This window comes from Marinobacter sp. H13 (assembly GCF_059072335.1).
On the sequence record NZ_JCACRU010000001.1, the window covers coordinates 2,068,972 to 2,091,780 of the forward strand.

Consider the following 22,809-nt stretch of genomic DNA (forward strand, 5'->3'; position numbering starts at 1 on the left):
ACTATTGTCGCCCTCAGGCCGCATTGTCCCGGAATTGCAGTTTTGCCAGGCGTTGATAGAGGGCGTTATGGCGCATCAGTTCATCATGGGTGCCCACCGCCAGCAGGCGTCCCTGGTCCATAACGGCAATCCGGTCCGCGTCCCGGACCGTGGCCAGGCGATGGGCAATCACCAGGGTGGTACGCCCGGCAGTGAGAGCTGGCATCGCTTGCTGGATCAGGTTCTCGCTCTCCGCGTCCAGTGCGCTGGTGGCCTCATCCAGCAACAGCACTGGCGCGTCGGCCAGCAGCGCCCGGGCGATGGCAAGACGCTGCTTCTGGCCACCGGACAGCCCCAGGCCGGCATCTCCGAGCAGCGTGCCGTAGCCCTTTGGGAGGCTCTGGATGAAATCATGGGCATGGGCGACCTTCGCAGCCTGCTCGACATCCTGCTGGCTGGCATCAGGCCGGGCGTAACGGATGTTGTCGGCCACCGTGCCATGGAACAGGGCTGGATTCTGGGGCACCAGGGAAAAACACCGGCGCAGGGCATCGAGAGACAGATCGGCAGTGTCGACGCCATCGAGCAGAATTCGGCCCTCTGTCGGTTGATAGAAGTGCAGCAGTAAATCGAACAGCGTGGATTTTCCGGCTCCGGACGGCCCCACCAGGGCCAGTGTCTCGCCGGCTCTGATCTCCAGCGAAAGATCTGTCAGCGCGGGCTGTTCCAGCCGCCCCGGGTAACTGAAGCTCAGCCGCTCAATCCGCATTGCCCCCTGAACGTGTTCAGGGAGTGTCAGTGTCGACGCTTTGCGTTCAAACGCCGGCTCAGTCAGTAACAGTTCAAACAGCCGCGCCGCCGAGCCTGCAGCCCTCTGCAACTCGCCGATGACCTCGCTGATGGCGCCGGCAGCAACACCCACCAGCAGACTGTAGAAGACAAAGGCCGCCAGCTCACCCGGGCTGATCCGGCCGTGAATAACGTCCAGGCCCCCTATCCAGATAACGATGCCCACAGCGCCCATCACCAGGGAAATGGCCAGCGTGGTCAGCCAGGCGCGCTGACGGATACGCTGGCGGGCAATCTCGAACGCCCGTTCAGACACTTCGGAAAAATATTTGCGGTCATGGGGCTGATGGTTGAAGGCCTGGACGGTTTTGATCTGGGTAAGGTTCTCGCCCACGTAGCTGCCGACATCGGCAACCCGGTCCTGGCTTAAACGGGAAAGAGCCCGCACCCGCCGGCCATAGAACAGAATAGGCGCAATCACCAGGGGGAAACCCAGCAGAATAATGCTCGCCAGTTTGGCGTTGGTGATGAACAGCAGCAGCAACCCCCCGACCAGCATCAGGGCATTGCGCAGCGCAATGGAAACCGTGGAGCCAATCACCGATTGCAGAACCGTGGTATCAGCGGTAAACCGGGACTGGATTTCCAGGGCCCGGTTCTGCTCGAAAAAGCCCGGATGAAGATCAATCAGGTGGTTGAAGACTTTTTTGCGGATATCCGCCACCACCCGTTCGCCGATCCAGGACACCAGATAGAACCGGGCAAACGAGCCAAATGCGAGCCCCAATACCAGGATGAAAAACAGACCGATGGCCCTGGCCAGGTTCTCCGGCGACTCGGTGGCTAATCCCTGATCCACGAGAATACGTAAACCCTGTCCTAACCCGAGCGTAATTCCGGCCGTAAAAATCAGCGCCACCAGGGCACCGGCGACAGCCCGGCGATAGGGGCTGATAAAGTCGATGACCAGTTTCAGGGCTTTGCGGTGACGAGTGTTAATGATGTGCCTCCTGGATACGGGGTGCTGTAGACTCCGCTAACAATACGGTTTGTACTCCATACAAGACCTATCATACAGCTACGCAAGAGCGTGCGGGTGGAGCAGCTTGCCAGGACCGTCGAAAGCCAGGGATGGCTTTCGCCGAGCGTACAGGGACGTATTTACAGCGTGTCCTGGCAAGCTGCTCCACCCGCGCGCTCGACTACTCCGAAGCGGAAGGAACATGAATTGAGAGCCTACGCCGACAACGATTACCCGGCAGATCATAAACCGGACTGGAAAATCATTTCAGGCCTCTGGCCCTATCTCGCCGAATTCCGCGGCCGGGTAGTCCTGTCCCTGGTTTTGCTGGTGTTGGCCAAGCTGGCGACCGTTGCCACGCCCATTGCCCTGAAATACATCGTCGACTACCTCGTCCAGAACCGCGGCGCGGACATGCTGCTTTGGATCCCGGTGATCCTGGTGGTGGCTTACGGCACACTGCGCTTTGGCGCCACCCTGTTCAATGAGCTTCGGGATGCGGTATTTGCCCGGGTAGCTGAACGGGCCATGCGCCGGGTGTCCCTGCGAGTGTTCGAGCACCTGCACCAGCGGGAACTGGCCTTCCACCTGGATCGAAAGACCGGTGGCCTGGCGCGGGATATCGAGCGGGGTACCAACGGCATCAGCTTTCTGCTCCGCTTTACCCTGTTCAACATTGTGCCCACCCTGCTGGAGATCCTGATGGTCGCCGGCATTCTTTTCGTGGTGTTCAACGTGGGTTATGTGCTGGCGATCCTGGTGGCCGTGGTGGTGTATGTGGTCTTTTCCATCAAGATCACCGAATGGCGGACGAAATTCGTGCGCGAAGCCAATGCCCGGGATAACCAGTCCAACTCGCGGGCCATAGACAGCCTGTTGAACTATGAAACCGTCAAATATTTCAATAACGAGCGGTACGAGGCCGAGGTTTATGATCGGGATCTGGACGACTGGGAACAGGCCCGTCTGAAAAACCGCCTGTCCCTGGCCGCGCTTAACTCCGGTCAGGCATTGATTATCGGTTTGGCGATGATCGTGATCATGGCCATGGCGGTCCGGGAAGTGGCCAGTGGTGAGATCACCCTCGGTGACTTCACCATGATCAACGCCTACCTGCTCCAGTTGTTCATTCCCCTGAACGCCCTGGGGTTTGTCTATCGCGAAATCCGGCAGGCACTGGTGAATGTCGAGCGCCTGTTCAAACTGCTGGCGGACAAACCGGCGATTGAAGATGCTCCGGATGCTACCGAGCTGGCCGTGAATAGGGGCGAAGTGCAGTTTGACCACATCCACTTTGCTTACCGACCGGACCGCCCGATTCTGAAGGATGTGAATTTTTCCATCCCGTCCGGCCACAAGATTGCCGTGGTGGGAGCCAGTGGCGCCGGCAAGTCCACCCTCGCCCGCCTGCTGTTCCGCTTTTACGACGTCGATCAGGGCGCCATAAGGATCGACGGCCAGGACATTCGGCAGGTGACCCAGGACAGCCTGCGCTCGGCGATTGGTGTGGTGCCTCAGGATACGGTGCTGTTCAACGATACCCTTTACCAGAACCTGGCCTATGGCCGGCCGGAAGCCACGGAAGAAGAGGTGTACCGGGCAGCTCGAATGGCTCACCTGGAAGACTTTATCCACAGCTTGCCGGAGGGTTATGAAACCAAAGTCGGCGAACGGGGCCTCAAGCTCTCCGGTGGTGAAAAACAACGGGTGGCCATTGCCCGGGTGATCCTGAAGAACCCGCCGTTGCTGATCCTGGATGAGGCCACGTCCTCCCTCGATTCACTTTCGGAGCAGGCCATCCTTACGGCGCTCAAGGAAGTCAGCCAGAGGCGCACAACACTGGTGATTGCCCACAGGCTGTCGACTGTTATGGATGCGGACAGCATCCTTGTGATGGAGGGCGGAAAAATCGTGGAGAGCGGACACCATCAGGATTTGTTGGCCCGGAACGGGCACTACGCCCGGCTGTGGTTCCAGCAACACCAGTCTGATGGCGGGGATACCGAAATTCAGCCGGAATCCTGATCGTTGTAGTCAAACACGACCACTTGATTGCGGCCTTGAGCCTTGCCCCGGTACATCGCCTGGTCCGCACGTACCAGAATCTGGCTGGGTTTTTCGTCAGTCCGGTCGGAAATGGCAACGCCGCAGGTTATGGTGCCCCGCAGTTCATCAAAGCCAATGAACCGCAATTGTTCAACGGATCGGCGAAGGCGTTCTGCAAATTGCCTGGCACTGTTCTCGTCGCACTGAGGCAAGAGCACGGCAAACTCCTCGCCACCGATTCGCCCCAGCGTGTCGCCCGTACGCAGTTCATTTTTGATGCGGTGGGCAGTCTCCCTCAGGACAAGGTCACCAACGTGGTGCCCGTAATGATCATTCACTCTCTTGAACCAGTCAAAATCGAAGAGTACGACCGCATAGCCGGCGCCGTTCCGTTTCAGCCTCTCAAACTCCCAGGACAGCACCTCGGTGAAGCGACGCCGATTGGCTGCACCTGTGAGATCGTCAGTGGTTGATGTCTGTCGGAGCTCTTCTTCAAGCGTTTTCTGGGAGGTGATATCCAGGATCGCGCCGTGCCAGATGACCGTACCGTCCGGCTTGAATTCCGGTTTGGAACGGCCCAGAACCCAGCTGACCACGCCCTCGTTTATAACCCGATATTCACAGATCCAGTTTTCGCCGCTTTTCTTCGAGTGGTTAATGGTCTGTTCAACAAAGCCGCGGTCTTCTGGATGAATGGCCTGGAATACAATAGTCCCATCGGCGAGCGCCTGCTCAGGCGTCACGCCATAGACCCGTTCAATGCCGGCACTGGCATAGGGAAACGTCATGGTTCCGTCCGGTTTGATCTCGAACTGGAACACCACACCCGGCAAGAGCGACGCCATTTTTTCAAAACGCTGGATCGTTTGCTGTTGCTCAGCCTTGATTTGCTCCAGCCTCTGTTCGTACTGCTTGCTGCTGGAGATCTCTATGTGCGTTCCGGAAATCCACTCGGGCTCACCTTCAAGTGTCCGACTGACGAGGCGACCATAATCTCGGACCCAAACCCAATAGCCGTCGCGATGACGCATGCGGGCTTCACACTCGTAATACTCGGAGTCGCCGCGGAAATGAGCCGTTAACTTCTGCTCTGAGAGAGCCAGATCGTCCGGATGGGCGTGCTTCATCCAGGTGTCAATGGACACCGGTTGAAGTTCTTCCAGCGAATACCCGATGATTTCCGCCCAGCGCTCATTAAAAATCGTCTCCCCCGTCTGGACGTTCCATTCCCAGGTTCCGGCGCCGGTCCCTTCCAGAATGGTTTTTAGACGTGAGGCTTCGTCTTGCTGAAGATAAAAAGAATGAGAGGGCATTCCACGTACTGCATGTCAGAGAGTTCCCGGCGATCATATAAGAACATGTAGCTGGAGGCGATACCCATTAGTCAGTAGATTCCACAAGTGCGAGCGCCAAACCTGAGGCCCTGGAGACCTGCTGCGAGACGGCCTCCCTGAGCACCGGAATGTCCCCAACAATCAGGCTGAACCAGTTTCTGGCGCGGGTGATGCCGGTATAGACCAGCTCTTTTGTCAGGACCGGGCTCAAACGGTCCGGCAAGACCAGGCAGGTGTGGTTGAACTCCGAACCCTGGGATTTGTGCACCGTCATGGCGTACACGGTTTCCAGCTGCTGTAGACGACTGGGCGAGATCCAGCGAATACCGCCAGCGGTGTCGCTATCCGGAAACGCCACCCGCAGGGTATAGCGGGGCTCACCGGTGTCGGTCCGATCCCAGGGCACGTTGACGGCAATGCCAATGTCGCCGTTCATCAGGCCCAGGTTGTAGTCGTTGCCGGTAATCAGCACAGGCCGGCCCTCATACCAGCCCTCGGCCCGCGAAATCAGTTTTTCAGCCAGTAACTGCCTTGCGATCCGGTCGTTCAGGCCTTCCACGCCCCAGGGGCCCTTGCGCAGGGCACAGAGCACCTGGAAGTCACTGAAGGCTTCAAGGAGCTGCACCGCCATCGCATCCCAGTCTTCGCGGGGGCTGCTTTCGTTCAGGCCATGATTCTGCAAGCGTTCGAGGTAATGGCGGTAACCAACGGGTGGTGGCAGGCTTTGGCCATTCACTTGCCGGCCCTGCCCGGCATTTCGGAATGCCTCGGGTGAGCCGGTGATGGCATGTCGACACACCAGGTCCAGGGTGTCTTCCGTATCCCCACTTTTCGACCGGCTGTTAAGCAAAATTACGTCGTCGAATTCTGCTTGCCGGATCTGGCGCAACATGGCGTTATCAAGCGCATTGGTATTCACAGCTTCGGCAAACGCGCGGATACCGCTGTCCTCCCGGAACCGGTAGCTCTTGCGCAGCATGGCCACGGCCTGATCCATGGGTTGGCCGGTTTCGTCCACCAGTGACTCCGGTATCTCGCCTCCGGCCAAGGCGGCCAGCCACCGGGCAGTTTCCGGAGTGTAATGCGCCAGCAACGCCCGCTGGCACAGCTCCCCCAGTACCGCACCGGCGTCCACCGAGGCCAGCTGGTCCTTGTCGCCCAACAGGATCAGCTGGGCGTTGGCGGGCAGGGCATCAAACACCGACGCCATAAGATCCACGTCCACCATCGAGGCCTCGTCGATCACCAGGATATCCACCAGCAAAGGGTTGTCCCGGTTATGGCGGAATTTGCGGGTATCCGGCCGGCTGCCCAGTAACCGGTGCAGGGTAGTGACCCTGGTGGGGATATCATTCAGGTCCACGTTGCCCGGCAGTTCGGCAAGGGGTAACCGGCTCACCGCACCACCGATGGATTCGTTCAGTCGGGCTGCCGCCTTGCCGGTCGGGGCTGCCAGGCGGATCCGGTATTTCCGACCGGCCCGTTCGGGGGATTCCCCGGCGACGGCCTGCAGGGCCGCCAGCAGGTTGACCACGGTGGTGGTCTTGCCGGAGCCCGGCCCGCCGGTGATCACGGCGAAATGGTTGCGGGCCGCCAGGGCACAGGCCAGTTTCTGGTAATCCACCGGTTCTGACGACCGGAACAGCGTATCCAGAGCGAGAGACAGGGTGCGGGCCGGACCGGATTCCGGATCTGCCAGGGGTGATGGCAAAGCCAGGCGGTGCCGGATACCCGCCGCAATGCGTTGTTCGTAGCGCCAGAATCTGCGCAGATAGAGCCGGGTTCCGTTCAGCACCAGGGGTGTTGTATGTGAGCCATCACTTACGGCGCAGGCGCCTTCCAGTATGATCAAGCATTCCGGCAGCGTTACAAGTGCAAGCACGTCGGCGGGCTTGGGCCGGTCCGGCTCGCTGGTGCCGGAATCGGTGAGCGGCTCCTGGACCGACTCCTCTGGCGGCAGTGACAGGGTATGCCCGGCATCGGCCAGGAGATTGCCCAGATCGACGCAGACATGGCCACGCCCCACCTGATGGGAGACCAGTGCCGCCAGCAGCAGGAGCAGTGGGTCCGGGCGTTCGCCCTGCTCTTCCGAGAGCTCCCGGATCAGCCGGGCAAACCCCACATCCAGCGCGCGGATCCACTCCGCCTGCTGCCAGTGCAGCAGCAGGGTCTCGGTTCTATCCGGACTCGAGAGCAGATCGTTGATATCGAAGGTGGTATCACCGGCAGCGGGTACGGTCGGCGTTTCCGCAGCGATGTCCTCCGCGAACAGATCAATCTGGTGGTCGGACTTTCCGGTTTGGGAGCGGGAACGGCTCATGCGGCCACCTCCGCAACCGACTCGCCATCAAACAGGGCATCCAGTTGTTCAATCAGGGCTCTGGGCGGTTTGTCGGTGAAGGCGCCACCTGTGCTGGAATCAATGCCTCGCAGGAACAGATACACCGCGCCGCCAATGTGTCGGTCGTAGTCGTAATCCGGCAAACGGGCTTTAAGCAGCCGGTGCAGGGCCAGCAGGTAGAGCACGTATTGCAGATCGTAGCGTTTATCCAGGATGGCGTTGCCCATTGCCTGATCGGTATAGGCGCTGTTGTCTTCGCCCAGGGTATTGGATTTGTAGTCCAGCACGTAATAGCGCCCGTTGTGTTCGAACACCAGATCGATAAACCCCTTGAGCATCCCGTTGAATCGGGTCTCCTCGACTCGGGGACGGTCCGCGCGATTCAGGGTGTGCACGGTTACCAGCTCGTCGAGTTTGCGGATACTGACGTTGCGGCTTTCAAACCAGAACTCCAGTTCCGGGCGCAGGGTGATCAGGTCCGCCAGGCAGACGGTTTCTGCACCGGCCCGGTCGAGGCTCAATGGTTTGCTGATCAATGCCAGCAACCAGCGCTCCAGCGGCTCCACCCATTCGTTCCAGCCACGAGTGCCGCAGCGCCGGGTCAGCTGCTCATGAAGTAGCGGCGGGTTATCCACAACCCGCTGAAACCCCTGCTGTGTGCACCATTCCAGCAATTCGTGCAGGAAGGTGCCGGGTCCGGCGCCTTTCGGAAAGTTATGCTGGTTGCGCTGGTTGGCCATTTGAGCCGGGTTTTCCTCTTCGTCCAGGGTACTTTCTTCCAGCAGGTTCTGGGTCTGGGCATCTTCCACCTCACCGGTAAACGCGATCCCGGTGCCGGTCATGCCGGTGTATTCGATGGAGGAGTAGCTGGCAATCCACCAGTCCTCTCTGGCCTCACGGGAAGAGACCATGGCCGGGCCAAGCGCTTCGGGCGCCGGTTCGTGGTAGTGCGTATCGTCCGGATCCGGTAACGGGGTTATCCGGATCTCTGCTCTGCCCTCTGCCAGTTTCCCCAGGCAATCGCTGATACGGCTTTGCCCTTCGCCGGCAATCAGGTAGCCCAGTCCGCTTTGCTGCCAGTTGTCCAGGGCCGCCGTGCCGACCCAGGTGGCGAAGCGGGCCCGGGTCAGGGCTACGTAGAACTTGCGGATATCCTCGCCGAGGCGCTCACGGTCAGCCCTGGCCACGTCGTCCGGCGACGGGTCGAATACCGTGACCAGCCTGCCCTGGTCATTGTGATAGCGCACGAAGGCCTGCTTTTCACTCTGGGCGCGAAAGGCCGTGCCAAAGGGCAGAAACACCAGCGGGTATTCCAGACCCTTGGACTTGTGCACGGTGATGACCTTCACCAGGCCGGCATCACTTTCCAGCCGCAGGGTACGGTGTTCATCTTCCTCGTCGGCTGCACGCAGAATCTGGGTGTAGTGGTGCACCAGGGCATGCTCGCCGTCCAGTTGCAGGCTGTCCTGCTGCAGCAACTCGGCAATGTGCAGAATGTCGGTCAACCGCCGTTCGCCGTCAGGGCGTTGCAGTAACCGGCCTGGCACCTCGAAATCCATCAGGAAGGTTCGCAGCATGGGCAGTACACCCTGCTTCTGCCATTGCTGCTGGTAACCAATAAAGCGCTCGATTTCCCGTTCCAGCACGAGCTCGTCGGTCAGCAGCTGATTCATGGCATGCCAGGACTGACCGAGGGTGGGTGTAGCCAGGGCCGCACGGATATAGGCCAGCTGCCGGGGCTCGGCAAATGCCCGAAGCCAGCAGAGCATTTCCTGTGATTCCCGTGAGGTCAGCACCGAATCGCGGTCTGACAGGTACACACTCTTGATACGCCGCTGGCCCAGGGCCTCCCGCACTGCGCTGGCCTCGTTGCGGTTGTTGACCAGTATCGCGATGTCTTTGGGGGCAACCGGCTCCAGATTCTCTGAATTATCGTGCAAAGCAAAACCCGCCTGCCCGGCCTGGCCCAGGGTCAGCAATTGGGCGATCTCACTGGCGCAGGTTTCCGCCACATCGGCCGTGGCAGTGCCCTTGGCCATACCTTTCGGATTGCCGTCCCTGTCCTCTTCCCCGGATTCGTGGGTCCAGAACACCAGGCTGGGCTGCACTTCTCCGTTAATCGACCAGCTTCGTTTGGTGCCGTTGGCGTCCACTCCCTGGAACGGCAGCGGTGAGGTGTCGCCCTTGCCGAACAGGAAGGCGCCGTCCCGGCTGTTCTGGTCACTGTGTTCAAAGACCCGGTTAACCGCCGCCACCATGGACTTGGCGGAGCGGAAGTTCTTACCCAGTGTGTAGGTGCGCTCTTTCACGCCCTGCCGGGCCTGCAGGTAGGTGTAGATGTCGGCCCCCCGAAAGCCGTAAATGGCCTGCTTGGGATCCCCGATCATCAGCAGGCAGGTACCGTGATCACTGCCCGCCACGTTGTAGATGCGGTCGAAGATACGGTACTGCACCGGGTCGGTGTCCTGGAATTCGTCAATCAGAGCAACGGGAAACTGGCGACGGATCGTCGCGGCCAGCTGGTCGCCCCGGGAGCCGTGCAGCGCATCGTCCAGCCGGGTGAGCAGATCGTCAAAGCCCATTTCCGAGCGTTTCTGCTTTTCTGACTCCAGCCGCCCGGCAATCCAGTGGCTGGCGTGGCGCAGAATGTCGGATTTGGCGTTGGGCTGGTTCTGGCTGAAATCCAGCAGCGCTCCGATGGCATCAAAGGCCGGGTGATGAGGGGCAGAATCATCGCCCTTGAGAATCTTGTCGAGCCCTTCGGGCGTCTGATTCTTGAAGCCCGCGGCGCTATCGATCTTTTCCGGCAAAAGGTCGTCCGATTCCGCCCAGGCAACCAGCAAGTCCCAGACCTTGATCATGGCATTCTTGCTGGCGCCATGGAGTCGCTTGCTCTTGTTCAGATCGTTCAGCAGCTCGATGACGTCATCGCGCCACTGGCTCCAGGGGTGGGCTTTCAGAGACTGTGACTGTTCCAGACGCTGCTGAACCACTTGATCAATGGCCTGATGAACGCTGTCCGGGGGTGTGCCCAGGCTCAGGGGATCGTCAATCAGATTGCGAACACCCTGGCGCAGGTCCCCGGGGGTTTTCCAGTGGCTCAGGGCCTCGTCCATCAGCGCCGGTGGCAGAGGATAGACAAAGGTGCGCCAGTAATCCCGGGCGACCTCGTCCAGCAATTCGCTCTGGTCGGTTTCGAGGGTGAGTTTGAACAGGCTGCCGCTGTCGAAGGCGTGCTCGCTGAGCATGCGGTTGCAGAAACTGTGGATGGTCGATACCGCCGCCTCGTCCATCCATTCGGCGGCCAATAGCAGCTTCTTTCGGCATTCCGGCCAGCTGGCCGGATCCGGGTAGCTTTCATCCCGTAGCTGGTAGATCAGTGCCGTCTCCGCGGGTGGATTGGGCTCGTCGGGCGCGTCAGAAAACACCTCGGCGGCCTGGGTGAGCCGGGTGCGGATACGGTCACGCAGTTCCTTGGTGGCGGCCTCGGTAAAAGTGACCACCAGCAGGTTGGGAGGCAGCAGGTTCTGCAGAGGGCTGTCGGGCGACTGGCCGTGGCCAAGCACCAGGCGTACGTACAGAATAGCAATGGTAAAGGTTTTGCCGGTGCCGGCACTGGCCTCGATCAGAGCACTGCCGTTGAGGGCCAGTGCCAGGGGATCCAGGTTCGGATTCCGGTTGGTCATCTGCTCGGTCATTCCAGGCCTCCGATCTGATCTGCAGCCGATTTGTCCTGCTCGGCTTCCCAAACCGGCACGTAGAGCTGATGCAGCAGGGCTTCGAATTCACCGCTGGCCATCAGCAGCTCCGGTGTTTCAAAGGCTCCTCTCAGGTAACCCGTATCCCGCTCCAGAGCAATGGTATATGCCTGCTGCGCCTCTGATATGGCTCGTTCATGGTCACCGACGTACTTTTTGCTGCCGTAGAAACTGGTGATCCAGGCAAAGCCGGCCTCGCAGTGAATGGGCAGCGCCCGGGTGGTGGCGTCCATCCATCCGCTGAGCACCGTTTCGAACAACGGTCTGGCCCGCTCTGGATGCAATGGAGCAAAGCGGAATTTCCGTCCCTCCTCCTTGCCCAGAACCAGGGTCTCAAAAGGTTGACCGCCGAGCTGGCCTGCCAGATGGATCAGCCAGTCCCGCATCAGATTGGCATAGCGTACTTTCTTGCTGGATCCTGAACCGGTCAGCAGGCTGGAACTCGCCACCACCAGCCGGCACAGTTCCCCCTGGGCATTGCAGCGCAGGTTGTCGATCAGATCCGCGATTTCCACCGAACCCAGGGCGTTTTCAAACCGGTAGTCAAAGGATAGCGGTTCAACGATTGCTTCCGGCCAGTCAGCCAGTGCGTTCTGGTAACGCTCGAACAGATCGGGCAAACGCCCGGCCAGCTCGGAACGCAGGCGGTGTTCGGTCACGCCCATACCCAGGTCCCCGCGTCGGGCCATGCGGTCCAGAGTTGCCTGCAACCGGTCGTGCAGTTCCTCTTCGCTGCTGGCTTTCAATAGCCCGTCCTGGATCAGCTCGTTGTCCAGGCGCCAGCGGTCGAGGCCGTCCAGCTCGAAATTCTCGTTGTCGGTGTCGTCGTCTTCGACATCCTCGAAGCGCACCTGCAGCCGGCGCTGGTAAAAGGTATCGATGGGCTTTTTCAGGAAAGCCGCCAGATCGTTCAGACTGATGGGCTCTTCGGGCGCCTGGTAAGGTAGTGCCGACTGTGTCTGCGCGGCAGCCTCACCACCATGGGCACTGCGCCATTCCCGCTCGTAGGTGAATAACCGGCGTGCCTCCAACACCTCGGCCAGGGGACGGGGCGAACTGTTTTCCCCCTTTCCACCCTCCTCCAGCCCGTTGGCTTTCGGGAAATAGCTCCGGCTGAACGGCTGCAACGGGTGTTGGGTCGTCAGTGCCTCGATGACCCTGGTTTCGGGTTGCCCTGACACAGACCAGAGACTGTCCAGATGATCCTGAAGCTGCCCCACCAGAACCGACGGCGGCCGTTCCGAATCGTCCTTGATGCTGCGGCCGACCCAGCTGATGTAAAGCTGCTCCCGGGCAGACAACAGGGCTTCCAGGAACAGGTAGCGATCGTCTTCCCGGCGGGATCGGTCCCCCGGGCGGTAATCCTGGGCCATGAGATCGAAATCCACCGGCGGCCGGGAGCGGGGATAGTCGCCGTCGTTCATGCCCAGCAGGCACACTTTCCGGAAGGGTATGGCACGCATGGGCATCAGGGTGGCGAAATTGACCTTGCCGGCCAGGAAACGCTGGTTCAGGCCGCCTTCATCCAGCCCCTCCAGCAGCACATCCTTGACGATGTTCAGGGGCAGGGTCTGTTCCTCAAGGCCCGCTGCCAGGGCGTCTTCCAGCCACTGCGCCAACTGGCGGCGGAAACGGTTCAGCAGCAACAGGTCGCTGCCTTCGACCTTATGGAAGAACTGCCCGAGCATCTCTGAGAACAGGCCCTCCCATTCGTCCGGTGTGCGATGGGTCTGCAGCGCCTGCCAGAGGGTTTCCAGCTGATGCACAAAGTCGTTCAGGCGGCCGGCAAGGCTGGCCTGCAGGCCCCCGATTTCCCCGAAGGGTTCCACACCGGCCCAGGGCTCATCGTCGCCCATACCATAGCCCAGCAGCATTGAGCGCAGCCCGGATTGCCAGGTGTTGCGCTCCAGCTCGGAGGGCAGGTCCAGGCTTTCCCGGTGCTGGCCGTGCAGACCCCAGCGGATATTGGCGCCCTCGACCCAGCGACGAGCCAGGGGGATCTCGTCTTCATTGATTCCGAAACGGTCCCGTATGCCAGGTACTTCCAGCAGGCTGATGATCTCACTCACCGAAAAACGGCTGCGGGGCAGTGACATCAGGGTTTCCAGGGCAATCAGAACCGGCTCGTGGTGGCGCTGGCCCTGGTCGGAAATGGTGAAGGGAATGTGGCGCTTCCGGCCCGGCTGGTAGCGGCCGAATACGGCCTGGATGTGGGGCGCGTACACGTTGATATCGGGCACCATCACGATGACGTCCCGGGGCCGCAGCGTGGGATCGACGTTGAAGGCGGCGAGAAGCTGATCGTGCAGAATTTCCACTTCCCGCTGCGGGCTGTGGGCCTCGTGGAACGCCAGGGAATGATCCCGCTGAATATCCAGTTGTCGTTGTTGCTGGCGGATTTCCTGGAGGGGCGTCAGGTTGTGGATATCGTTCTGCAGCTGATGCAGCAGGCGCGGTGCGTCCTCGTTGCCATGGTCCGAAAAAATATCGATTTTCTGGTCCGGAGTCTGGAAGCTGCCACGGTACTGGTCCGGGTTGTCGAACTCGTCCAGCAGCCGGATGTAGTCCCGGCCCTGCTTGCCCCAGGCGGCCAGCAGCGGATTGGCGTGCTGGTGCAGCTGGTCCGGATCCTCAATGGCGGAAAGTGCCGGATGGGTCCTGCCACGTTTGCGTTCGGCGGTGAGCAGCTCCCGGTCGCTGATGATGTCGGCCCAGTAGAACTGGCAGGGGTTGTGAACACACAGCACCACCTGACTGAACCGGCTCAGGACGTACAGGGCTTCCAGCGCTTGCCGGGGCAATGAGGAGACGCCAAAGACGACAATGCGGGTCGGCAGCCGGAACGGGTTGGCCGGCGCCTGAAGTCGCTGGCCCTGTTCCATGAACCGGGTATGGATCTGCGAGCGGCTGGTATGAGCGTCTGCGCCCACATCCTCAACCAGCCGGCGCCAGAGCAGGGGCTGCCAGCGGGTTTCCGCATCCAGAGGCTTTTCCTCGGCCCGGGCCGTGATAATCACGTCCTTGCCCTGCTCCCACGCAGCCAGCCAGTCGGCCCGGAACACCTGGTACTGATCAAACAGATCGGCCACCTTTTCCGCCAGCTGGAAATTGCGCAGGTCCGGATCGTTACCTTCCAGAAACCGGGCCAGCGGTGTAAAGGCCTCGTCCTGCCCCACCAGACGTGGCAATAACCGGTACAGCCGCCACACCAGCCGCCGTTTGTCGAAGGGCGACTGTTCCGGTACCTCACCGTCCGGAAGCACGGCCCGGTAGGCTTGCCAGATAAACCGGGCCGGGAACAGGAAATCCATACCGGCAGCGATCCCGAGGCCGCCCTCAAGGCCATCTTCGGTGCGCTTCTCCGCCAGCGCCAGCTTCAGCCACTGGGCAATACCGTTGCTCTGCACCAGGAAGGTCTCGCTCTCCAGTGGCGGCATGGGGTTGTGCCGACAGATGTAGACAACGGCCCGGCGCAAGTCTTCCAGATGGTTGGCGTGGATTGCGTGAAACCCGGGTTCGATCCTGGCGCGTAGCTCGGTGGGCTCGGTGGAGAGTGCGGCCATGAATTTCCTTGTCTGGTGTGCAGTTCAATCCTGTTGCTACAGGTTACCGTATGTGACCACAGATGCGGACTGTCTGAAACGTCTGATCTCCAAAAATCATAACGGCCCGTCGCGACAAACGGTGTCGTGAATTATCGGCAAAAGGGAGAAGCACTATGTGGACACTGATCACTGGCGCGGGGTCGGGCATTGGGCGGGCCCTGGCCCTGGAACTTGCTGCTCAAGGCCACGACCTGATCCTTGCAGGTCGCACCGTGTCGAAGCTGGAGGAGGTCGCGACAAAGCTCCGCGTGGAGGCGCCCGACCGTGAAGTGATGACGCTGGAAGTGGACCTTGCGGATCCCGAAAGCACCCGCAATCTGGCTCAACAGCTAAGTGATGCCGTCGATCATCTCTCAGCGTTCGTGTATTGCGCTGGCGTGGGTGAGCCGGCTGCGGATTTTGCCAGCCTTGGGCTCATCGATTTCCAGGAAGCCCTGGCCGTGAACGTGTCCGCGCCCATGCTGCTCACCCAATCGTTGTTACCGATACTCAAAGGGGGTGAACCCTCGTCGCGAATCGTGATGATTGGTGCGGGTATGGACAAGCATGCGCAACCCGGAACGGGCAGCTACGGGATCAGCAAGATGGCGCTGCGTCGGCTGGTGCGTCAGATGTCCGTTGAGTTCGACACCATGTCGGACGGGCCGGTTGTCAGCCTCTTTCAGCCGGGGCTGGTGGATACGCCGGGTATTCGAAGCCATATCGACAAGGCGGGCAAGTTAGATCTGCCCCACGCGGAGTGGCTGGCCAATCGTCTGACGTCGGGGGATTGCCTGAGTGCCGAACAGGCCGCCAGTGCCATCGTGTTTACGCTCAATCAGATACCGGAGAGCGATTTTCACGGGGCCGTTTTCAACGGCGCCGATCTGGTGGATTCGCTCTCATTCGCTGGAAGCTAGGGGAACGTCAAGCGGGCCCTAGAGAGGGACCCGCATGGTTTCGGAGCCGCTGTCAGGCATACCAATCATTTCATCGGTTCCAGTCGGCGGAATCACCTCGGTGCGCTCGACCTCGTATTCGTGGAAATGTTCTCGCACCGCGCAGGCGCCGGTGAACATGACTGGCTTGTCGTAGGGGTCCGTCAGAACGTAGCCCTGACCATCCAGATAGAACCGCGCCATATAATAGCGCCCTTCCATCGAGACAATCTCCAACAGAGAAATCGTGTCGTGCTTGTGTTTTTTCAGTTCGCCAGTGTCCATGTGCATGGGAAGTCTCCCGCAGGTTTGTTGTCGTAAGGAACAGTACGAAACGCTTTCCGTTACAGGTCATAAAACGAGCAATTATGAGCAGGATTGATTTGGTCAAAGCCGCCGTGGACGAGCAGTTGAATGACAGCTACGACCTGCTGGCCATGCGGATGCTGTTTCCCCCGGACCACGTGGAAGTAAAAATTGATCAGGAAATCAAAGACCTGTACGTGTATCCGGAAAGGCTCGATACCGGGTATCGCGACGAATGGCGTGCCATTGCCACCCGGGCCCTGTTCCGGAACGCCTTTGGCGATCACTGGCGGCCTGATGAAGATCATCTGGCCGGAGAAGGGGCGTCGGTGAGAGCAAGCTGGCTGGCGGAACGCGAATCCGGAGCCCTGATCCGACCGTATTGTTTAAAAGATGAACAATAGAGAGGTGCCATCATGGGTCACCAACACATCGTTTCCGGAAAGTGGCTGATTCCCGTGCTTCTGGCTTTCATTGGCTTCGCGGTTCTCGGGTCCCCACAGTCTGTGGCCAGTGACAAAGACGCAGAAATCCGCGACACCATCCTGCGCCAGATCGAAGCGTTTGCGAACAACGACGAGGAGCAGGCCTGGGCCCACGCCTCCGAGGGTATCAAGCGTCGATTCGGGTCGTCACAGGTGTTTGTCGATATGGTTCGTGAAGCCTACCCGGCGGTGCACAACGCCACGGCAATCGAGTTTACCCAGCGCGTGCCCCACGGCGCCTTTGAAATCCAGGTGGTGCGTTTGCAGGGGCCGGAGGGCAAGCGATGGGACGCCTATTACCGGATGGTGCTCACTGAAGGGGTCTGGAAGGTGGCCGGCGTGAGACTCCAGCCGGCCGAGCTGGGCATTTAACGGTATCAAACCAGATGGCGCCCACCATCCAGGGGCAGGGTGCGGCCCGTGATATAGGGGTTGTCCAGCAGAAACTGAAGCGTGGCGACAGCGACCTCAGCCCCCGGTTCTATTCCCATAAGCGACTTCTTCAGGGTTTTCTCCCGATACGCCTGGCTATCGCCCTGGTTGAACATGATCAGGGACGGCGCCACGGCGTTCACCTTGACCCTGGGCGCCAGTAGACGGGCGAACGACAGGGTCAGGTTAGTCAGGGCTGCCTTGCTGGCGGCATAGGCGATATGCTTCGCGCTGCCCTTCTCCACCACGTAGTCGGTCATGTGGATAATGTCGGTTGTCGAACCCTCCTGCTCCAGCATCGACCGGCACGCGAGGTTTATCCGGTAAGGTGTCATCACGTGAATCTGCATCATGGCGTTCATCACGTCTGCCGGGTCGGAGTCTTCGCTCTCTGGTATCCAGTCCGAGGCATTGTGGATAATGGCACGTAGCGTGTCCGTCCGGGATTTCAGGGCCTGGATGAAGTCATCAATGCCCGCATTCGTGGCAAAATCCGCATGGAGACACACTGCTCCCGCCTTCTGCAGCGCGTCGATGGCCGGTCGATAGGAGCGGTAGGTGACGATGATGGGCTGGCCGCGGTCAAGGCAGGCTCTGGCAAAGGCCAGGCCGATGCGTTGGCCGGCGCCGGTAATCAGGATGGGTGCGGTCATGGTGTTCTCCTGTAATCAGTGTCTTACCTACGTTAATGTCATGCCGACGGCTCAACGTGGTAGCGTCACTTTCCCGAACCATCTTGAAGGAAGATCAACCTGGCCATGTCACCGGCGAAGCGACAGAGCACACAACTGGCCACTGCGGATCTCGATAATCCGCTCTATTACCTCGAGAACATGGAAACCGTCCTTGGCTGGGTTCAGAGCCATCACGGTGACTTGCTGACAGCAGAAGAGCTGGATCGACTGGCCAGTTTCCATACCCTTTCAATGCCGGCCCGGGCATTGCTGACCCGAATGGTGATGCGCACGGGCGATCTCTTCCGGTCGGACAAGCTCAAGTATCCGGAGCTCGGCGTACCAGAGGCCCGTGCCCTCGACGAAATCATGGAGGCAGGCTGGTTGGATACCGATCCCCTGCTCAGCCTGGATGAACTGTTCAGATTGTTCACGCTTGGAGAACTGCGTCCGGCCATGGAACCGCTTTTAAAGGCGGCCGGAGAGCCCGCCAACCTGCCCAAAGGCCGGATGCGCGACGCCCTGCTTCTGCGATTTCCCGACCCTCTGATCGTCGCCGACTGGCTCGGTCAGCACGCCAGACCGGTTATCAGGCTCAAAACCATGGCGTTGTTTGACCGGGTGCGCCTGATGTTTTTTGGCAATCTTCGCCAGAGCTGGTCGGATTTTGTGCTGGTGGAACTGGGCCATCAGCAGTATGAGCCGGTGACCTTCACGCCTGATTCCCGGGCGTTCCAGTATCGTTCAGAGGTCGACCTGTATCTTGCCATGCACCAGTGCCGGGAATGGCTGGACCAGGGCGTACCCGCCCACGAGGTTTGGCAGGCGGTTCCGGCACCCTCGGATAACGCCTGGCTGACCAGCCGCCGGGACCGGCTGTTGCTGGAATTGGGCCGGCAGGCAGAGCGCCAGGGGGAACGGAAGCTGGCGTTGGAGGCTTTCGCCAGCAGCGGCCATCGGGAAGCGCGGCTGAAACAGCTCCGGTTGCTGGAGCGGATGAAGCGTCACCAGGAAGCCTGGGCCATTGCCTCCGAGTGGCAGAACCAGGAACTGAGCGATGCTGAAGCCCAGGGCCTGGCGCGGATTCTCAAGCGGCTTGCGAGCCGGCTTGGCGAGATACCGCCACCGCCCCCAGAGCAGCCGCTCATCCGGGAGATCACCTTCACCCTGCCGAAGCCAGAGGTCGGGTCGGTCGAATACGCCGTTCGGGACTACCTGTATCGGGACGAGGCGCCCGTGCTTTATGTGGAGAATACCCTGATCAACGGCCTGTTTGGCCTGCTCTGCTGGCAAACCATTTTCGAGCCGGTGCCGGGGGCCTTTTTCCATCCCTTCCATGTGGGCCCGGCGGACCTGACCCGGGAAGATTTCGTCAGCCGTCGGAAGGGATCGTTCGAGCAATGCTTTGCGCGGCTGGCGGATGGCAGTTATCGGGAGCGGATACTGGCGAATTACCGGGCCAAACAGGGCACCACCAATCCGTTCGTCATCTGGCCGGTCATCACCGAGGAACTGCTGAGCCTGGCGCTGGACTGTCTGCCACCGGCGGATCTGGAACGCCTGTTCCGTCGCCTGCTGTTGAATATCCGGGAGCATCGTAGCGGCTTTCCTGATCTGATCCGGTTTCTCCCCAATGCGGCTGAGCCTGACAAGCGTTATGAAATGATCGAAGTGAAGGGGCCGGGTGACCGTTTGCAGGACCACCAGATCCGTTGGCTCGAGTTCTTTGCGGTTGAAGGCATCCCCGCCAGTGTTTGTTACGTGCGATGGCAGGCGAGCGAGGCGATGGAATGACGGTGACAGTTGCCGTCCGGACTCTGTGCGAGTTTGCCGCGCGTAAGGGCGACCTGGACTTCCGCTATACCCCGGCACCCAGTGCCGAGGAGGGCATTGCTGGCCATCAGGCAATCCAGTCCCGGCGCGGCTACGGCTATAAAAGCGAGCATTTACTGACCGGTGAATGTATGGGGTTATTGCTTTCCGGCCGCGCCGATATCTATAACCCCCACCGAGGCCGGCTGGAAGAGATCAAAACCCATCGGGGCGACCTGTCCCGAATCCGTGAGCATCAGCGGGCACTCCATCGCGCTCAGCTGAGAGCCTACGGCGCGCTGTTGTGCCGGCAGGAAAACCGGAAAACCCTGGAGCTGGCACTGATCTATTACGACACTGGAAGAGACAAGGAAACGCCAGTGGTGGAGACCGCCAGTGCCAAAGAGCTCTGGCAGGAACTGGAAACCCTGTGTAGTCATTACAAGGCCTGGGCTGAGCAGGAAGAACATCACCGCGAGCAGCGCAATGTCCTGCTTTCAGGCCTTAGATTCCCCTTCCCCGCATTTCGCCCCCGGCAGCGCCAGCTGGCGGAGACGGTGTACAAAAACTCGGTAAAGTCCGGCACCCTTTTGCTGGAAGCCCCCACAGGCCTGGGCAAGACCCTCGGCACCCTGTTCCCGGCGTTGATGGCGATGCCAGCAGCCGGCCAGGACCGCCTGTTCTACCTCACCTGTCGCAATACCGCCCGTCAGCTGGCCATGGATGCGGTAGCCCGCCTGCGTTCGGCTCAAGCTGCCCAGCATTGGCCACTGCGAACATTGGAACTGGTCTCGAAAGACGATGCCTGCGAGCACCCGGACAAGGCCTGTCATGGCGATTCCTGCCCCCTGGCTAAAGGGTTTTTCGACCGGCTTCCTGACGCCCGGGCGGAAGCCGCCCAGAGCGAAGGCACGCTGGATCAGCACACTCTGGCGAAGATCGCCGCCGGTCACGATATTTGCCCCTACTTTCTGGCCCAGGAAATGGCCCGGTGGAGCGATGTGGTGATCGGGGATGTGAACCGGCTGTTCGATCAATCCGCCCTGCTCCACGGTTTGATTCGCCAGAACAGCTGGAAGGCCAGCGTGCTGGTGGATGAGGCCCATAACCTGGTGGACCGTGGCCGGGGTATGTATTCGGTTCGGCTGGATCAGCAGCGCTTACTGAGGATCAAAAAAACCGCACCGAAGCCGCTGAAATCCGCCATCGATCGCACCGCCCGCGCCTGGCAGAGCCTGATCCGGGATTACCAGGCTGATACAGAAAGCCCGGAGTTTCTGGAGACACTGCCGACGCAATTGCTGGGTGCCCTGCAGGCCATGGTCTCGAATCTGACCGATTACCTGGCCGATAATCCCCCGGATCTGGCCCTGCAGGAGCTGTTGTTTGAATGCGTCGCCTTCATGAAGCTGGCGGACTCCTTTGGTGATCATTCCCTGTGTGAGTTCCAGCGCGCCGGTCGGGGGCGGGCCAGCCTGACCATCCAGAACCTCATTCCGGCGGATTTCCTGAGGGAAAGGTTCGAGGCGGCGCATTCGGTTCTGCTGTTTTCCGCCACCCTGAGCCCCGGTGTTTACTTCCGGGATTTGCTGGGGTTGCCCGAGGATTCCCGTTTTACCTCCTTGCCCAGCCCGTTCAGCGCCGACCAGCTGCAGGTGCAGTTCACGCCTGGTATCAGCACCCGCCAGGCTCACAGGGAGGCATCACTCAAACCGATTGCCGACCTGATCGCCCGCCAGTTCCGTGAGCGGCCCGGGCATTACCTGGCGTTTTTCAGCAGCTTCAAATACGCGAAGCAGGCCAGCGACGCGTTGGCGGAGCATGCGCCGGATATACCCCAGCGAGCTCAGCAACCGGGCATGTCGCCTCAGCATCGAGCAGACTTTCTGGCCGGTTTCCGGAACCCGGAGGGCAGTGTGGCGTTTGCGGTGTTGGGCGGGGTGTTCAGTGAAGGCATTGATCTGCCCGGCGATCAGTTGATCGGTGCCTTTGTGGCCACCCTGGGCTTGCCGCCGTTCGATGCCTGGCATGAAATCCTGAAGGGTCGCCTCGAAAAACGCTTCGGCGCCGGCTATGACTACACCTATCTGATTCCGGGGCTGCAGAAAGTGGCCCAGGCGGCGGGGCGGGTGATTCGCACCCCGGAAGACCGGGGGGTGATCTGGCTCATTGATGACCGGTTTCTGCAGCCGGCCATCAGCAGGTTTTTTCCGCGCTGGTGGTTTGCACAGGGCGACTCTGCCGATCCGCGGCCCGAGTCTTCAGAGACCGGTTAATCACTATGGTGTCTACAGGGCCTTCCTGTGCAATAGCCGACAGTGCCTGCTCAAGTGTCGCATTGGCGATGGCCTCATGATCCTGGGGCAGAGAGTTGACCGCCAGTGGAAGAAAGTCCAGCAGCCGGTCATCGCCGAAGGTCGCTATTTTCAGAGCCTTCGGAAGCGGGTCCGGCTGATCGAGCAGAACATCCAGAACCCCTTGAAGCAGTGTGAAAGAGGCTGTAACCAAGGCATCCGGCAAGCCATGGTCAGTCAGGATCCGACGCATCATTGCGGCACCGGAGGCGCGATCGTAGTGGAGGCCACTTTCTACCAGCGGGGCAATGCCGGCCTCATTTGCGGCCGCCATAAAACCTTCCCGGCGCTCCCGGGTCATGGCGATCTCCGGCACGGCATCCAGCCAGGCGATACTGCCGGTTTCTCCTTCCAGCACAGAACGGGTCAGGATCTCGGCTGCTGAGCGGTTGTCGCTGACTACACATCGAATCTGATCCGGAGACTGGGCGCGATCAACAGCAATCACCGGTAGACCTTCTTTTTGCAGTTGGGGATAAAAGGGGTCGTCCAGGGACAGAGCACTGGCAACAATCAGGGCGTCGCAGCGCCTTGCTTTCAGTGCTCGGGCCAGGGATTTTTCGGTCTCGGGGTCGTCATCAGAGCCGGCAATCAGGAGCTGATAGCCTCTCGCCCTCGCGCCCTGTTCAAGCAATTTGGCCAGGCGGGCATAACTGGTGTTCTCGAGATCTGGCAGAATAAATCCGAGGGTCCGGCTGGCCCCACCCCGTAGCGCTGCCGCCTGGGTATCTACCTGAAAGTTGTGCTTATGAGCCACCGTAAGCACTTTTTCGATGGTGTCCTGTTTGATGCGCCGTGCAGCCCCCTGACCATTAATGACATAGCTGGCCGTGGTTCTTGAAACGCCGGCAAGCCGGGCAAGTTCTACAAGGGTCATGGACGACAGCTCCGATTAAAAGATTGCTTGATTTCTGATCATATCTGTTTCACCATCGATTTTAAGCATGCTGACACGA

The 22,809-nt window shown here is 60.2% G+C and carries 14 protein-coding genes; 6 read left to right on the forward strand and 8 right to left on the reverse strand.

Annotated features, from left to right (window positions below; translation table 11 throughout):
• Nucleotides 1–13: 13 nt before the first annotated feature.
• Entirely contained in the window at nt 14–1,744 is a 1,731-nt protein-coding gene (locus AC5JQH_RS09610; protein WP_491713158.1) for an ABC transporter transmembrane domain-containing protein, read from the reverse strand.
• A gap of 252 nt (nt 1,745–1,996) precedes the next feature.
• Between AC5JQH_RS09610 and AC5JQH_RS09615 the strand changes: the two genes are divergently transcribed.
• Nucleotides 1,997–3,814, forward strand: coding sequence for an ABCB family ABC transporter ATP-binding protein/permease (locus tag AC5JQH_RS09615; RefSeq protein ID WP_476158298.1), 1,818 nt, complete (start codon nt 1,997–1,999; stop codon nt 3,812–3,814).
• Here AC5JQH_RS09615 and AC5JQH_RS09620 read toward each other — a convergent pair.
• From AC5JQH_RS09620 to recC, 4 genes are all read right to left on the reverse strand, one after another.
• Nucleotides 3,799–5,148 carry a sensor domain-containing diguanylate cyclase gene (locus AC5JQH_RS09620; protein ID WP_104270975.1) on the reverse strand — a complete coding sequence of 450 codons (1,350 nt, stop codon included), beginning with the start codon at nt 5,146–5,148 and terminating at the stop codon, nt 3,799–3,801. The genes AC5JQH_RS09615 and AC5JQH_RS09620 overlap by 16 nt on opposite strands.
• 67 nt (nt 5,149–5,215) lie before the next feature.
• Nucleotides 5,216–7,489, reverse strand: coding sequence for an exodeoxyribonuclease V subunit alpha (gene recD / locus AC5JQH_RS09625; protein WP_493805521.1), 2,274 nt, complete (start codon nt 7,487–7,489; stop codon nt 5,216–5,218).
• A complete protein-coding gene (recB, locus tag AC5JQH_RS09630) occupies nt 7,486–11,208 on the reverse strand; it encodes an exodeoxyribonuclease V subunit beta (protein ID WP_493805522.1) in 3,723 nt (1,240 codons plus the stop codon). The genes recD and recB overlap by 4 nt, the downstream gene beginning before the upstream one ends.
• Nucleotides 11,205–14,831 (reverse strand): exodeoxyribonuclease V subunit gamma, encoded by a 3,627-nt coding sequence (gene recC / locus AC5JQH_RS09635; RefSeq protein ID WP_493805523.1) that lies wholly within the window; start codon nt 14,829–14,831, stop codon nt 11,205–11,207. Before recC ends, recB begins: the two co-directional genes overlap by 4 nt.
• A gap of 155 nt (nt 14,832–14,986) precedes the next feature.
• Between recC and AC5JQH_RS09640 the strand changes: the two genes are divergently transcribed.
• Entirely contained in the window at nt 14,987–15,772 is a 786-nt protein-coding gene (locus AC5JQH_RS09640; RefSeq protein WP_053113407.1) for an SDR family NAD(P)-dependent oxidoreductase, read from the forward strand.
• Between the two features lie 18 nt (nt 15,773–15,790).
• On the opposite strand, the gene AC5JQH_RS09645 is transcribed toward AC5JQH_RS09640, so the two are convergent.
• A complete protein-coding gene (locus AC5JQH_RS09645) occupies nt 15,791–16,081 on the reverse strand; it encodes a DUF6482 family protein (RefSeq protein WP_014578848.1) in 291 nt (96 codons plus the stop codon).
• Between the two features lie 77 nt (nt 16,082–16,158).
• Between AC5JQH_RS09645 and AC5JQH_RS09650 the strand changes: the two genes are divergently transcribed.
• Both AC5JQH_RS09650 and AC5JQH_RS09655 read left to right on the forward strand, forming a co-directional pair.
• Nucleotides 16,159–16,500 carry a hypothetical protein gene (locus tag AC5JQH_RS09650; protein WP_288365720.1) on the forward strand — a complete coding sequence of 114 codons (342 nt, stop codon included), beginning with the start codon at nt 16,159–16,161 and terminating at the stop codon, nt 16,498–16,500.
• Between the two features lie 12 nt (nt 16,501–16,512).
• A complete protein-coding gene (locus tag AC5JQH_RS09655) occupies nt 16,513–16,953 on the forward strand; it encodes a DUF4864 domain-containing protein (protein ID WP_092030643.1) in 441 nt (146 codons plus the stop codon).
• Between the two features lie 5 nt (nt 16,954–16,958).
• On the opposite strand, the gene folM is transcribed toward AC5JQH_RS09655, so the two are convergent.
• A complete protein-coding gene (gene folM, locus AC5JQH_RS09660; protein ID WP_053113411.1) occupies nt 16,959–17,666 on the reverse strand; it encodes a dihydromonapterin reductase in 708 nt (235 codons plus the stop codon).
• A gap of 105 nt (nt 17,667–17,771) precedes the next feature.
• Here folM and AC5JQH_RS09665 point away from each other — a divergent pair, with 105 nt between their 5' ends.
• Both AC5JQH_RS09665 and AC5JQH_RS09670 read left to right on the forward strand, forming a co-directional pair.
• Nucleotides 17,772–19,481: a VRR-NUC domain-containing protein gene (locus tag AC5JQH_RS09665; RefSeq protein WP_493805524.1), complete on the forward strand. Its 1,710-nt coding sequence runs from the start codon at nt 17,772–17,774 to the stop codon at nt 19,479–19,481.
• A complete protein-coding gene (locus AC5JQH_RS09670; RefSeq protein ID WP_273157786.1) occupies nt 19,478–21,775 on the forward strand; it encodes an ATP-dependent DNA helicase in 2,298 nt (765 codons plus the stop codon). Before AC5JQH_RS09665 ends, AC5JQH_RS09670 begins: the two co-directional genes overlap by 4 nt.
• Here AC5JQH_RS09670 and cra read toward each other — a convergent pair.
• The gene (gene cra, locus AC5JQH_RS09675) at nt 21,696–22,730 is read right to left on the reverse strand and encodes a catabolite repressor/activator (RefSeq protein WP_476158292.1); all 1,035 of its coding nucleotides are present in this window, start codon (nt 22,728–22,730) and stop codon (nt 21,696–21,698) included. The two genes, AC5JQH_RS09670 and cra, sit on opposite strands and share 80 nt — an antisense overlap.
• Between the last annotated feature and the right edge of the window lie 79 nt (nt 22,731–22,809).